Origin of the sequence: Shewanella sp. Sh95 (assembly GCF_001308045.1) — a bacterium.
Taxonomy (GTDB): Bacteria; Pseudomonadota; Gammaproteobacteria; order Enterobacterales; family Shewanellaceae; genus Shewanella; species Shewanella xiamenensis.
The window spans coordinates 1-14,444 of the sequence record NZ_LGYY01000221.1 but is presented as its reverse complement, the minus strand read 5'-3'; the positions used below and the strand labels follow the sequence as shown (position 1 = coordinate 14,444).

The following is a 14,444-nucleotide window of genomic DNA, read 5'->3' as shown; positions in this document are numbered from 1 at the left end:
GCGAGCTATGGTGAGACAGAGCAACGCAGAGAGGCCCGAAAAGATGCCTATTCAGCGGCGCTACTTATCCCGAGCTCAGGTTAATTTAAGGTCAACGCCACAATTTTAAGGGGATGATTATCATCGAACGACGGAAAATCCTCATGGGGATCGAGCCAAGTGTGATCAATCACACCTCGGCCTTGTTTTTCAACGCAGCGAACTAGACTATCAAACCAATCTTGACGATCTACTTTGGCGACATTATTGCAACACACAATGGTGCCACCAGCCTTGGTTGATAATAATGCGGGTTTAAATAACCCTTGGTAATCATTAACTAAATCGACAATCCCGAAGGCACTCTTGGCATAACGAGGCGGATCAAGAAATACCAGATCAAATTGGGTTTGCGGCAATTTGGGGTAACTGGGTAATTTTTGGTTGCGGCGCCCTCCCACACTTAAACCAGCTAATTGGCGCAAGGCCGGAAACGCATCACTCTGCACAAACTCACATACCTCTGACACTTGGTTTAATTCGGCATTAGTTCGCCCAGCGGCGAGTGCAAAGGAGGAAAAGTCGACATTCACAACCCGTTCTGCGCCGCCCATAGCCGCAGCAGTGCCGATACCACAGGTGTAAGAAAACAAATTCAGCACGGTTTTATCTTGACTGTGTGCCCGCACATATTCGCGACCAATACGCATATCAAGAAATAGCAGCGGATCTTGTCCTTCGTGGCGTAGCTTAGTGGTGAATTTAATCCCATTTTCCTGCATCACCAACTCGGCACTGGCAATATCATCCAGTTCAGGGCTTAGCGCATTGAGCACCCGCGAATGGCCAGCGGAGCGGTCATTATACACAACAGGCAGGGCCACTTCTTGGGTGAGCACGTCCACTACCTCAGCCAATTCCTCAGCGGTTAAGGTGTGGTGAAAACTCTGCACTAACCAATTATCGCCGTAGCGATCGACATTCAAGCCACTGACACCTTCGACCGTGCCATGGAACACCCGAAAACAATCGGTATGATCTTGTTCTGCTTGTAGTAAAAAATCATGGCGTTTAGCTAAAGCCGTCGATAACAGCGTTTGAATAGACATAAAAAGCGGGACTCATACAGCGGAAACCTGCGTAAGGTTTCAAGGGGAAAACGGCATGATAGCAAACTCAGCGACAAAATATCGGATAAATTCCCCCAGTATCCAATCACAGACTATGCAAGCGGAGCCGTTTTAGCTTAAGGCACTAAGTGAGGCAGCCCCTTTGGCTCACCCCTTCCTTTAGCGCCTACACCATTAGTAGCTAGTAGCTAATAGCCGCAAACTACACCACTAGACTATGTCACTAAAACGATGCCGCTCAGACTATGCCTTTCTCTCTGCAAACGATGCCTGATAAACGGGATAATCGATATAGCCAGCTTCACCGCCGCCATACAAGGTAAGCCTTGCATCCGCATCAAACTCGGTTAATGGCCAGTCATGGGCAAAGCGCGCGACTAAATCCGGATTGGTCACAAAGGGCGTGCCAAAGGCCACAAAATCAGCATAGTGTTGGTCGAGTAAACGCTGAGCAGATTGCTTGGTTAATTTCCCCGCCACCATTATGGGATGTTGATACACACGGCGCACTTGCTGACGAAACGCGTCAGACACTTCCACATAGCGCGAGATGTTTTCAGAAAAATGCACATAGGCAAGATTCATCGGTTGTAGCTTTTGTAGCAAGGCGAGTGTTAATTGGATGATGTCAGGGTTGTCACCGGTAAATCCCTCGCCAATATGGGGAGACATCCGCACAGCGACTCTCCCAGATCCAATGGTCTGTGTGAGGGCTTGTAAGGTGTCGACTAAAAAACGCAGCCGATTTTCTTGGCTGCCACCGTAGCGATCTTGCCGTTGATTGCTTTCTAAGCGCATAAAAGTATCAAATAAATAGCCATGGGCTGCATGCACTTCAACCCCATCAAAACCTGCTAACATCGCATTTTGTGCTGCTTGCACAAAATCGCTGATAGTCGCTTGGATGTCTTGTTCGCTCATCGCCTTTGGCTGCTGGGTTTCAATCATGCCAAAGCCACCTTCAGGCAATGGGCCAAATACCTGATCGGGTATTTTTATTGCCGATGGCGCAAGAGGCTCAGCGCCAGACACGCTCGAATGGCTGCGACGACCAACATGCCAGAGTTGGATAAAGATTTTCCCACCTTCTTGGTGCACCGCTTCAGTGACTTTTTTCCAGCCCTCAATCTGTGCTCGAGTATAAATCCCAGGGGTCATTGAATACCCTCGCGCCACCGCTGATACGGGTGCGCCTTCGGTAATAATCAATCCTGCGCTTGCTCGCTGGCGATAATAGGTGGCCATCATCTCGTTCGGAATATCCCCCGGCTGAGTACTACGTGAGCGAGTCATTGGAGCCATCACAATACGGTTTTTGGTCTCTAACACATGACCTTTGAATGCCTTGAACATACTTTCCCCTAGGCTTGATAAGTTGGATAGTCAGTTAACCCTTTTTCGCCACCACCAAACAGCGTTGTTGGGTCATGCTCAGCCAACGGATAGCCGTGTTTTAGCCGCTCGGGTAAATCCGGATTGGCAATAAAAGGTCGTCCAAAACCAATCATATCAGCCAAACCATCGTTAATAGTTTGTTCCGCTGTGTGTGCGTTGTATCGTCCGGCATAAATCAGCACGCCCTGATAAGCCTCACGCAATGCTTGTTTGAATGAGCGTGGCGTATCAGGTGCATCATCCCAATCCACCTCGGCAATATGTAGATAAACAATGCGATGTTTGTTAAGTAACGCAGCGGCCGCGGTATAGGTCAAAATCGGGTCCGCATCCACAGTGCCATTGAGGGTCGTAAGGGGCGCTAAACGCACACCCACACGCTCAGCACCAATAGCATCGACCAATGCCGCAACCACTTCGTCTAAAAAACGTAGACGATTTTCAAGGCTACCGCCGTACTCATCACTACGGTTGTTAGCTTCGGAATCAATAAATTGGTTGATCAAATAGCCATTAGCGGCGTGGAGTTCAATGCCATCAAAGCCAGCCGCCATAGCATTGAGTGCTGCTTGACGATAATCAGCGATCACTTGCGCAATATCAGCCTTTGTCATTGCCCGAGGCGCAACGACATCAACAAAACCAGGTTCATCAGTGCCGTTATCGACAAACACTTTTACGTTTTCCGCTTTTAATGCGGATGAAGAAATCGGTTGTTGCCCACCAATATTGTCAGGATGGGTGACTCGGCCTACATGCCATAACTGAGCAAAAATCACTCCGTTCTTGGCATGAACTGCCTCAGTGACGATACGCCAGCCCGCGATCTGTTCGGGAGTATAAATACCAGGAGTCCAAGCATACCCTTTTGCAGTTGGAGAAATCTGTGTGCCTTCAGAGACAATGAGCCCCGCACTCGCACGCTGAGCATAATAGGTTGCCATCATATGATTGGCCACATCGCCTGGCTGACTGGCTCTTGAACGAGTCATTGGCGGCATAACGATGCGGTTTTTGAGTGTTAATGCACCCAAGGTGATCGGTTGAAACAGTGATTGCGTCATAATATAACCCTCTCATTTCGTTGCAAACATACTAGCAAACTCAACAAGAGACATTGAGCGCAATAAAGACAAATGATTTTTGTTGTAAATGCAAAAATGTTCACTAACACGTCAATACGACAAGTGTTGCCCTACCGCTTACAGGGTTAGCTTAGGCTGAATAAAATCAATAAAGGCCGAGATACGTTTCGCGACGGTAGAAGATTTATAGTACACCGCATTGATCTGCTCTCGGCCGGTATTGGTGATTTTTTCACTCTCCAATAAGGGGATTAAACGCCCCTCAGCGATATCCTTTTTCACCATAAATCCCGATAAGCAGGCAATACCATTACCCGTTAATGCAAGCTGCCTTAACGTTTCACCGTTACTTGAGGTTAATGTAGGTGTAAACCGAGTAAATCCGTTCAGTGGCCAATCATTGAGGGTTTTAGGGGTAGAAAATCCCAGCAAATCGTGGTGAATAAGATCGCTGCTTTTATTGGGAAAACCGCGCCTTGATAGGTAATCTGGTGAGGCTACAATGTACAGCAAGCTTTTCCCAAGTGGCCTAGCATGCAAAGTCGAATCCGTTAAGTTGCCAATGCGGATCGCGAGATCGGTTTTCTTTTCAAGCAAATCGACAAAACCTTCGTTGGAGGTGAGTTCCAATTCAATATCGGGATAGGTTTGCTTAAATGGCTGGATAAGCGGCACTAATTGATGAAACACAAAGGGACTTGCGGCATCGACACGTAAACGGCCTCTCGGTAGCTCTCCACGAGTGATGATCTCCTCTTCAGCTTGCTGGATCTGTAATAAGCCAATTCGGATGGCTTCAACAAACTGGCGACCTTCCTCGGTTAATTCGATCCGGCGAGTCGTGCGATTTAAAATAGAAACGCCAACTTGGCTTTCAACCTTGCTCACCGCCCGAGACACGCGGGCAACTTGAATATCTAACAGTTCAGCTGCCGCCGAAAAACCACCACTGTCGACGACAGCAAGCAGTATTTCTAAATCATCGGACCGTGTTTTCATTTTATTTCTCGCACCACACCCGCAATTATTGCATTTATAGCAAATATCATTGGTATAAATATCTGTATTTTACAATTTGCAAAAATCACTAAAGTGTCTCAATGAGTTGCTCGAATCCTGCGGCGGCTTTGGTTGGTACAAATTCCACCACATCAAATTCAGCCACGTCTTCGGTATAGAAAGGATCTTGCTGCAAAATAGCCTCGAGTACTGCACGCGACTCCGCCTTAGCGAAGATCACACCGCCCGTGCGTGGCACCTTACGGCCCGAAGCGATAAAAACGCCCTTGGCGTAATACGCATCAAGATAATCAATATGAGCAGCTAAATGTAACTCAACATCTGCCAGCGGCTTTTTGTAGGTTAAGGTGATAACAAACATAGATATCCTTTATTCAAAACATAATCGATTTTGACAGGTGCTAACCATGATTACATGAGAGCATCTGCTGACATACTGTTCCATTATTTTTGCAGTATCAATCGCATAATGCGTCTATTGCTCACTGCTGCTGACACTTTAGCCACTGACTGGATACCCACACAACCCCATAGGAGTGTAAAATAGGCTGCTATTAGGTTACACGGCTGTTTAACTTGAGTTATCAATGGATGATGAATACGTATGTAAGCGGTTGTGCGTCAATCGACGCTGCGGCTACTATAAATTCGCTAGTTCCACCCTCTGCTTGTGGGGTTGAACACTGTGAGGTCGTTTCTGGTGGTTGCCTTTGAGGATAGCTGTCAGGCTTAGGTTCTTTTCTGCTTCTGAGCATTTGCATCATAGAGTATGAAAATGAATTTATTGGCGAATATGCTTCTGAGGGAGAGGTATATTCGCTATTTTTTAGCATCAAAACACACCTTTATAGCGACCAAACCGAACTGGCACAATAATGCGTAAACTGAGCCAAAGCTATTGATTAAGCTTTCAAATTATAACGATAAATGACTCAAGGCAGCACTGCTGTCCGCTACTGAAGGGAAGTTGCATGTCCACGGATCAACAAACGATTACCCCATTAAAAAGTGTCTCACCCAAGATGGTGCATCGCGCCGTACATAAGCTACAACCCGAGCTAAATTTCTGGCAAATTTTTAATATGTGCTTTGGTTTTTTGGGGATCCAATTCGGTTTTGCCCTGCAAAATGCCAACGTCAGTCGCATTTTCCAAACCCTTGGCGCCTCTATCGATGAAATTCCCATCCTGTGGATTGCCGCACCGTTAACTGGTCTGCTGGTTCAACCTATTATTGGTTATCTGAGCGATAATACTTGGGGGCGCTTAGGTCGCCGTCGGCCGTATTTTTTAATCGGCGCTATTTGTACGACGCTTGCGATATTTGTGATGCCGCATTCCCCTACGTTATGGATTGCCGCGGGCATGCTGTGGATTATGGATGCCTCAATCAATATCGCCATGGAACCCTTCCGTGCCTTTGTGGGGGATAATTTGCCTCCCAAGCAGCGCACCCAAGGTTATGCCATGCAAAGCTTTTTTATTGGCATCGGTGCAGTTGTGGCCTCGGCCCTGCCCTATATTCTCAGTAACTTCTTTGCTGTCGCCAACACCGCGCCAGCGGGCGAAATAGCCGATTCGGTGCGTTATGCCTTCTATTTTGGTGGCGCCGTGCTGTTTCTCAGTGTGGCTTGGACTGTTGTGTCCACCAAAGAATATTCCCCCGATGAACTTGCCGCCTTCCATAGCAATGCTGACGCAGGCATAGATGAGCAACAACATCGCACTCGCACCCACAAGAATTATCAATTTGCCGCTATCGTTTGGATGACGGTAGGCGCGCTACTAACGCTTGCGGTGTGGACGCAGGATTTAGATAAGCAGCTGTATATTTTAACCTTAGGGATTTTTGCCTTTGGCCCATTGCAACTTTACTGCGCCCTGCGCTTAGGTAAATCAACGCCCTCACAACGTTCGCAACTGGGCATTGTCTTTAATGTGGTCGATGATTTATTCCATATGCCTAAGGCCATGCATCAATTAGCGATAGTGCAGTTTTTCTCTTGGTTCGCGCTTTTTGCGATGTGGATATACACCACCTCGGCGGTGACGTCTTATCACTTTGGCAGCAGCGATGTGTTATCCCCGGCCTACAATAATGGTGCCGATTGGGTGGGCGTACTATTCGCCTCCTACAATGGATTTTCGGCCATTGCGGCGCTGTTTATTCCGCTACTTGCCAAACGGATCGGGATCAAACTCACCCATACCTTCAATATGTTCTGCGGTGGTTTTGGCTTAATCAGTTTCTATTTTATCAAGGATCCCAGCCTGCTATGGCTGCCGATGATAGGGGTGGGTATTGCCTGGGCCTCAATTCTATCTATCCCCTACGCGATGTTATCCAGCACCTTACCGCCGAAAAAAATGGGCGTGTATATGGGAATTTTTAACTTCTTTATCGTGATCCCACAGCTCCTTGCCGCCAGCGTCTTAGGCGTAATCCTCAATGGATTATTTGATGGTCAACCCATCTATGCCCTGATCACCGGCGGCGTCCTCATGCTCTGCGCCGGGATTGCCGTGCTCTTTGTTGAGCAGCCGAATACTCAGCACACTCAAGCGTAAATCGCAGATCCTACAACTCGGCACTCTTGGCGTTTGGGCAGCTAAACGCCAATACGTATAGCCACATAGCTTACAACAAGAATAAATCGCAATTAGCACCATCTATTAATTGGGGAGATTTTGATGAATATGGCATCGACAACAGTACCTTTGCAGCAGGCTCGCAGCTTAACTCGTAAGCCGATTGCACTCGCAATTGCCGCAAGCCTTATCGGCGTTACCAGCTTAATGGGCTGCTCCCCCTCGGCCCCCAATGCAGACACATCAACACCGACCGTCACCAAAGCTACAGACGTACAAATTGCCCCCGGCGCCCCCGGCAAAGCCCCGACCTGGGCGTTCTCCGGCAAAACCGGTATCGGCACTTCCTATGAGCCTTATACTCAAGGGCAATACCAGGATAGCGCGCAAAATCCCATTAGCCGCGTGTGGTTCTCCATCGCGCAGGGGATTTTAACCGAAACCATGTATGGCCTTATTCACAACGCTCAGCTCAAAGAGTTGCAATTTGTGATCACCGGCAATGGCTTCGTCGATACCGAAAAAGACAACACGATCAGCAGCATTGAATACTTAGATACCGATGCTAACGGTCGCCCACAATCCTTGGCCTATAAGATTATCAATCGCGACGTTGAAGGTAAGTATCAGATAGAAAAGCATATCTTTACCGATCCCGACCGCGATACGCTGATGATGCGCGTGACGTTTACCGCCTTTGAAGCGGGCATCACACCGCATTTATACGTTAATCCCCATATCGATAATGCGGGCGCGAATGATATTGGCAGAATCGATCATCAAGCCCTTATCGCTCGTACGGCGAATCCCCACAGCAGCGTGATGACGGTGAAATCGGATATCGACTTTGCGCAGGCGACCACCGGTTTTGTCGGTGTATCCGACGGTTTGGCCGATTTAGCCGATAACGGTAAGCTCGATACGCTGTATCAGGCCACCAGCAGCGCCGAAAATCCGACTCAAGGCAACATTGCTTTTACCGCCAGTTATCCCGCACTCCAAGCGAATCAAGCTCTTAATGTGAATTTGGCGATTGGTTTTGGCCAGGATGAGGCCAGCAGTTTAGCCAATGCCAACGCCAGCTTAACGGCGGGGTATGACGCAGTGCTGAGTCAATACAACGCTGGTTGGCACAGTTATTTACAATCGCTGCCCGCGATGCCAGCTATGGCGCAAAGCACAACAGATAATGGCAAGCTGCTGTATACCAGTGCCATGGTACTCAAGGCGCAGGAAGATAAAACCTACGCGGGCGCCCTTATCGCTTCGCTTTCTAATCCTTGGGGCGATACCGTCCCTGCTGTCACACCCAGCACGGGCTACAAGGCTGTTTGGCCGCGCGACTTTTATCAATGCGCCATGGCATTTCTCGCCATGGGCGATACCCAAACGCCTAAAGTCGCCTTTGAATACCTTAAAAAGGTGCAAGTGAGCGATAAAACCCCAGGCTTTAGCGGCACACCCGGTTGGTTTTTACAAAAGACCCATGTGGACGGCCAAATTGAATGGGTGGGCGTACAGCTCGACCAAACGGCGATGCCTATCATGCTCGGCTGGAAACTCTGGCAGGCAGGCGTACTCAGTCAAGCTGAACTTAACCATTGGTATCAAGAGATGTTAAAAGCTGCGGCGGACTTTTTAGTCAGCGGCGGCGAAGTCAATCTTGACTGGAATCACACCCAAATTACGCCACCAAAAACCCAACAAGAACGTTGGGAAGAACAGGCAGGTTATTCGCCCTCCACCACGGCCGCAGTGATCGCAGGCTTAGTGGCCGCGAGTGATATTGCCAAGGCAGTAAACGACAGCGATGCCAGTCAACGTTATCTCGCGACCGCTAAAACGCTTAATCAACAACTTGAAAAACACTTAGTGACGACCCAAGGTTTGCTCACGGATAGCCAAGGTATTAAGGCGCCTTATTATCTGCGATTAAGCCCCAACGGTGAGCCAAACAGCGCCGAGCAACTCGCCGCCAATAATGGCCGTGCGGGATTAGATCAACGTCAGATCCTCGATGGCGGCTTTTTAGAACTGGTGCGCTATGGCGTGCGTGGCGCCACCGATAAGCTGATTAATCAAAGCCTAGCGCTGGTGGATAATACCGAGCTTGAGGACAATTTACGCCTCAAATACAACTTTATGGCAAAGGATGGCAGCAGCGTTCCAGGCTTTAGACGTTACGGTAACGATGGCTACGGTGAAGACACTATAACCGGCGCAAACTACGCCGAATCGGGCAGTAATAGCGACAACCAACGCGGCCGCGTCTGGCCCTTCTTTACTGGCGAGCGTGGGCATTTTGAATTGGCCCTTGCCAGCGCCAAGGGAGAGCTAAGCGGTGCTCACGCACAGCAAACCAAGCAGCAACTTATCAATACCTATGTGCAAGGGATGGAAACCTTCGCCAACGCGGGTCTAATGCTCCCCGAACAAGCATGGGACGGTGTGGGTAACGCCACTCGTTACCAATATCAACTCGGCCAAGGCACTAACTCCGCCACCCCGCTCGCCTGGACCCATGCTGAATATATCAAGCTGGTACGTTCAATGAGCGACGGCCGTGTATGGGATAACTACCCCATCGTCCCTGAGGCGTTGAAATAATTTTTAAGGCTGATACCTGTGAGTAAAGCCCGCAAAACCTCAGTTTTGCGGGCTTTATGATCACAAGCGGCATATCATTCAGCACCGACTTAATACCTTTAATTTGCCCCACATCATCCATTCTGCGCACCGTAAAAGCATTCTCTGTTTTTATGTGAATACTTGTTTTTATTGCCGTTACTTCAATAAAAAATTGACTTACATAAGTCAGTCAGCTTGATCACGAGACTCCAATAGGGTGATTGTTTACTTAAGCAAATACATGACATAAACGCCTTCGACATGTGCTAAAGTTAGCTTATACTGTGTATATGTACAGTATCTAGATGCATATGATCATGGTTACTCCTGAACAATCAAAAATCCAATACCCTTTCTTTAGCACATCGGTGGCGGCGGGATTTCCTTCTCCCGCCAATGATTATATTGAGCAATCGCTTGATCTAAATGAGCTTTGTATCAAACACCCCACCGCAACCTTTTTTGTCAAAGTTCAAGGCGATTCGATGGTCGATGCCGGAATTTCCTCTGGTGATATATTAGTGGTTGACCGAGCCTTACAAGCCACCCATGGAGATATTGTAGTGGCGGCCATCAATGGGGAATTTACGGTAAAGCAATTGCAATTACGTCCTGTGGTGCAATTATTGCCATGTAATCCGGCCTACAGTGCAATTCCACTCAGCCACGAGTCAGAGTTAGACCTATTCGGTGTCGTGACTTGTGTGGTGAAAAAACTCAAATGACCGCCAACTTATTCGCCCTCGTAGACTGTAATAATTTTTATGCGTCCTGTGAGCGTATGTTTCGGCCCGATCTACAGGGCAAACCTATCGTTGTGCTGTCAAATAACGATGGTTGTGTCGTCGCGCGTTCATCGGAAGCAAAGCAATTAGGCATAAAAATGGCCGTGCCGGTTTATCAAGTGATGGAGATGATCCGCGCCCATAATGTGGCGGTATTTTCGTCCAACTATGCCCTTTACGCTGATATTTCAAATCGCGTCATGACCACACTTGAGCAGATGGTGCCTAGGGTTGAAGTCTACTCAATCGATGAGGCTTTTTTGGATTTGTCTCGGCTCGATAAATGTCAAGATATTAACCAGTTAGCCATGGATATTCGTCAGCGGATCCAGCAATGGATAGGGATCAGTGTCTGCGTAGGAATTGGGCCGAGCAAAACCTTAGCCAAGCTAGCTAACTATGCAGCAAAACAGTATCCCGCCACCCAAGGCGTTGTCGATTTACGCGATAAAGAACGCCAACGTCGGTTAATGGCGCTCACTCCCATTGATGAAGTTTGGGGCATTGGCCGAAAAATTGCGCAACGTTTAAAACTGATGGGCATCCATACCGCTCTACAGCTTGCAGATGCCCATCCTAAACTTATCCGAGACAATTTTTCCGTCATGGTTGAGCGAACAGTGTACGAGCTTAACGGTATTGCCTGTGATGATATTCAGCAGGTGGTAGCGACAAAGCAGCAAATAATCAGCTCGCGCTCCTTTGGCGCACGTATTACCACCTTTGAGGCAATGCAGCAGGCTATCAGCGACTATACCTTTAGGGCCTGCGAAAAATTGCGAGCGGAGGGGCAGCTTGCCCGCACCTTATCGGTGTTTATTCGCAGCAGTTATTTTACGCAACATCAGCCCCAATATAGCCAAGTACTCACTGGTCATCTTGTGTATCCCAGTGACGATACCCGTGATTTTATCGAATTAGCGCAGCGACTATTGCATCGGCTTTGGCGTGCAGGTCCAGCCTATGCTAAAGCTGGCGTCATGCTAGGAGATTTTTATGCACCAGGCGTGTTTCAATTAGGCTTGTTTGACGAGGCCAAACCACAACCTAAAAGTAAAGAATTGATGAAACTGCTTGATGGTATCAATCACAGTGGTAAAGGAAATATTCAATTTGCAGGACAAGGACTGAATGCCGATTGGAGAATGAAGCGTGGTCAACTCTCTCCCCGCTACACTACCCAATGGAGACATATTCCGATAATAAAATAAGCCATAAGCATGAATAACGAAATAATATGCTAGAGCTGTTCCATTTGTTAAATCCGCTAAAACACAGTCAATAATGGTCTATATTTCAACAGCTAATAAGATTCATGCTATTAACACCTTTAATCTTAAATTGATAGCGATCACATTATTCAAAACTGACCTAAACAAAAAATTCAGCCTAAAGATTGACATTGTAAAGATGATGTTACGTTACATTGCGATACAATCTAGCCTTTTTCACATGCAGCACCGCATCTTATTACTTCAAGCCAACCTTAATTAGCTTCCGCAAGTTTACATTAGTAACACACGATTAACATAAAACAAACAATTAAGCTGTTGATATTAAAGTTGTTAATGATAGTTTTCCGACTATGGAGGGCAGTTGCACATAAAATATAAGCCTTGATGAAACCCTTCCTGATCATCACGGCATTGTTAAGGGAATGAAAATATGATTACGCAAACAACCGTTGCACGTGCGGTTCGTTTTAGTTTACTTGCTTTAGTATCAACATCTTTATCACCATTGGTTTTCGCAGCTGATGAAACCGCGGTTGCCGAGGATAAAGTTGAGCGTATCGAAGTAACTGGTTCACGTATTAAGCGTACCGATCTTGAGAATGCTTCACCTGTAGTGGTTGTCAGTGCAGCCGACATTGAAAAAGGCGGGTTTAACTCAGTCCAAGATGTTTTAGGTAACCTATCGCAAAACTCTGGCGGCTCCATGACTCAGCAAGAAGTTCATGGTTTCACCCCAGCTGCATCTGCTGTAAATCTTCGTGGTGTTGGCGCTGGACGCGTTCTCACCCTCATCAATGGTAAACGCGTACCTAAATATCCTTTTGGGGCCGGTGGTACAGATAGTTTTGTCGATACCGCAAACATTCCGTTAGGAGCGATTGAACGCATTGAGATCTTAACCACAGGTGCATCAGCCATTTACGGCTCGGATGCCATGGGCGGCGTTATCAACATTATCTTGAAAAAAGATGTTGAGCAAAGCACCTTGAAATATCGCTTCTCCGATACCGTTGATGGTGGCTTACAAAACAACCAATTCTCCTTTATGACGGGCGTAAGCAGCGATAAAGCGAACCTAACTTTCTTCGCCGAATACGAAGACCGTCAAGCCTTAAAAGGAACAGATCGCCCAGAATGGGGAACAGATATCGTTCCGGGCAACCCTTATGCGGCTTACAGCTCATATGGTGCGAACATTGTCACCAGCGATAATAAACTCTTTAAAACCTTATCTGCCGCAGAATGTGAGGCACGTGGTTATCAAGTGATGTCCAATGGTCGCTGCGGTTTTGATCGCTCGCCACAACGGGATTTCTCTCCAGAACAAAAACGCTATTCAACTATGGTGAACCTCACCAAAGAACTGAATGATGACCATCAGCTCTACTCTCGAATTGACTATACACATGCCTCAACTTTTACCGAAATTGAGTCAGCAACTGTCGGTGATGACTTTAAATATAAAGTAGTTGGCGATGATGTCACTATCTACAACAAGTCAAAAGGCCTCTCACAAACCTTCAAAAAATCATCAGCCTTTGGCGGTGATTTTGCCAGCGCAGCCGACGGAGAATATTTCTACACTCGTCGTATGTCAGAGTTAGGTCCACGTACTTCTGATTTTGAAACCAATAACTTCTCGTTCTTGATCGGTGGTAAAGGTTATCTGACTGAAGGCATCGAATATGACACATCTTGGTCTATTGCCCGCCAAACTGTAGAATCCACCACAACGGGCTCACCAACTTACCAAAGTATGTGGGATTATTTGACCGAAGGAACCAATGGTCATTCTCTATTGGATGTTATTTCCAATGAAGATGCCGCCATGCTGGATTATCAAGGTGGTAAAAAAGGTCAATCAACCCTATCAAGCTTTAACGCCGGTATTAGTGGCGAAGTCTTTGAATTACCAGCAGGCGCCGTAGCTTATGCTGCTGGTATCGAATATGGCAAAGAATGGTTTTATGACAAATCCGATAGCTTTACCACTAACGGCGGTGTCATGGGTAAAGGCGGTAGCAGCGCTCAAGGTGAACGTGAACAATATGCTAGCTACGCTGAAGTGGCTGTTCCTGTGATTGAAAACCTCACAGTGACCTTAGCTGGCCGTTACGACTATTACGATGACGAATCTGATGTGGGTGGTCAATTCAGTCCTCAAGTGGCTGTAGAATACCGTCCTATCGACAGCTTACTGCTACGTGGTCTATATGCAGAGACTTTCCGTGCTCCAGATATGCAGCGTTTATTTGGAGAACCCACGTCAGCCTATAGTACTGTGATTGATACTCCTACTTGTGAAGCCTCTGGCCCTGGTCCTGCTTGCGATAAGATCGAATCCTTGCCAATTACCATTGGTGCTAACCCTGAGTTAGAAGCTGAAACAGGTAAAAACTATAACCTTGGTATGGTATGGGATTACAACGATCTCAATCTGACATTAGATTACTGGATTGTTGAAATCGATAACCTAAATAGCTGATCCGAATACTGCTACATTTTCGCCGTGCCATGCCCACTGCCAGGAAATGGGGAAACGGTTCCCATAAAATGCCATACCATGCCAAGCAGTTCCCGTATGTTCCTGCAAGCGTGA

The 14,444-nt window shown here is 47.3% G+C and carries 10 protein-coding genes; 5 read left to right on the top strand and 5 right to left on the bottom strand.

Annotated features, from left to right (window positions below; genetic code table 11):
* Positions 1-80: 80 nt before the first annotated feature.
* The 5 genes from AEA42_RS16425 to AEA42_RS16405 form a co-directional block, all read right to left on the bottom strand.
* On the bottom strand, positions 81-1,088 hold the full coding sequence (locus AEA42_RS16425; protein ID WP_037431613.1) for a class I SAM-dependent methyltransferase: 1,008 nt from the start codon (positions 1,086-1,088) through the stop codon (positions 81-83).
* A 264-nt stretch (positions 1,089-1,352) separates the two neighbouring features.
* Entirely contained in the window at positions 1,353-2,462 is a 1,110-nt protein-coding gene (locus AEA42_RS16420; RefSeq protein ID WP_055648292.1) for an alkene reductase, read from the bottom strand.
* Positions 2,463-2,470: 8 nt separating this feature from the next.
* On the bottom strand, positions 2,471-3,568 hold the full coding sequence (locus AEA42_RS16415) for an alkene reductase (protein WP_055648291.1): 1,098 nt from the start codon (positions 3,566-3,568) through the stop codon (positions 2,471-2,473).
* A gap of 138 nt (positions 3,569-3,706) precedes the next feature.
* The gene (locus AEA42_RS16410) at positions 3,707-4,588 is read right to left on the bottom strand and encodes a LysR family transcriptional regulator (RefSeq protein ID WP_055648290.1); all 882 of its coding nucleotides are present in this window, start codon (positions 4,586-4,588) and stop codon (positions 3,707-3,709) included.
* Positions 4,589-4,676: 88 nt separating this feature from the next.
* Positions 4,677-4,970 carry a YciI family protein gene (locus AEA42_RS16405; protein ID WP_037431416.1) on the bottom strand — a complete coding sequence of 98 codons (294 nt, stop codon included), beginning with the start codon at positions 4,968-4,970 and terminating at the stop codon, positions 4,677-4,679.
* Positions 4,971-5,631: 661 nt separating this feature from the next.
* On the opposite strand from AEA42_RS16405, the gene AEA42_RS16400 reads away from it, so the two are divergent.
* The 5 genes from AEA42_RS16400 (at position 5,632) to AEA42_RS16375 (ending at position 14,330) form a co-directional block, all read left to right on the top strand.
* Positions 5,632-7,176, top strand: coding sequence for an MFS transporter (locus AEA42_RS16400; RefSeq protein ID WP_231640409.1), 1,545 nt, complete (start codon positions 5,632-5,634; stop codon positions 7,174-7,176).
* A 129-nt stretch (positions 7,177-7,305) separates the two neighbouring features.
* Complete coding sequence (locus AEA42_RS16395) at positions 7,306-9,804, top strand: glucan 1,4-alpha-glucosidase (protein WP_055648303.1); 2,499 nt, start codon at positions 7,306-7,308, stop codon at positions 9,802-9,804.
* Between the two features lie 338 nt (positions 9,805-10,142).
* Positions 10,143-10,550, top strand: coding sequence for a translesion error-prone DNA polymerase V autoproteolytic subunit (umuD, locus tag AEA42_RS16390; protein ID WP_229777742.1), 408 nt, complete (start codon positions 10,143-10,145; stop codon positions 10,548-10,550).
* On the top strand, positions 10,547-11,821 hold the full coding sequence (gene umuC / locus AEA42_RS16385; RefSeq protein WP_055648288.1) for a translesion error-prone DNA polymerase V subunit UmuC: 1,275 nt from the start codon (positions 10,547-10,549) through the stop codon (positions 11,819-11,821). Before umuD ends, umuC begins: the two co-directional genes overlap by 4 nt.
* Positions 11,822-12,275: 454 nt before the next feature.
* Positions 12,276-14,330 carry a TonB-dependent receptor gene (locus AEA42_RS16375; RefSeq protein WP_231640408.1) on the top strand — a complete coding sequence of 685 codons (2,055 nt, stop codon included), beginning with the start codon at positions 12,276-12,278 and terminating at the stop codon, positions 14,328-14,330.
* Positions 14,331-14,444: the final 114 nt, after the last annotated feature.

Coding starts and splice junctions, on each gene's coding strand:
- AEA42_RS16420 (WP_055648292.1), bottom strand. CDS start 2,462: ATGTTCAAGGCATTCAAAGGTCATGTGTTAGAGACCAAAAACCGTATT.
- AEA42_RS16415 (WP_055648291.1), bottom strand. CDS start 3,568: ATGACGCAATCACTGTTTCAACCGATCACCTTGGGTGCATTAACACTC.
- umuC (WP_055648288.1), top strand. CDS start 10,547: ATGACCGCCAACTTATTCGCCCTCGTAGACTGTAATAATTTTTATGCG.
- AEA42_RS16410 (WP_055648290.1), bottom strand. CDS start 4,588: ATGAAAACACGGTCCGATGATTTAGAAATACTGCTTGCTGTCGTCGAC.
- AEA42_RS16395 (WP_055648303.1), top strand. CDS start 7,306: ATGGCATCGACAACAGTACCTTTGCAGCAGGCTCGCAGCTTAACTCGT.
- AEA42_RS16400 (WP_231640409.1), top strand. CDS start 5,632: ATGGTGCATCGCGCCGTACATAAGCTACAACCCGAGCTAAATTTCTGG.
- AEA42_RS16405 (WP_037431416.1), bottom strand. CDS start 4,970: ATGTTTGTTATCACCTTAACCTACAAAAAGCCGCTGGCAGATGTTGAG.
- umuD (WP_229777742.1), top strand. CDS start 10,143: ATGGTTACTCCTGAACAATCAAAAATCCAATACCCTTTCTTTAGCACA.
- AEA42_RS16425 (WP_037431613.1), bottom strand. CDS start 1,088: ATGTCTATTCAAACGCTGTTATCGACGGCTTTAGCTAAACGCCATGAT.
- AEA42_RS16375 (WP_231640408.1), top strand. CDS start 12,276: ATGATTACGCAAACAACCGTTGCACGTGCGGTTCGTTTTAGTTTACTT.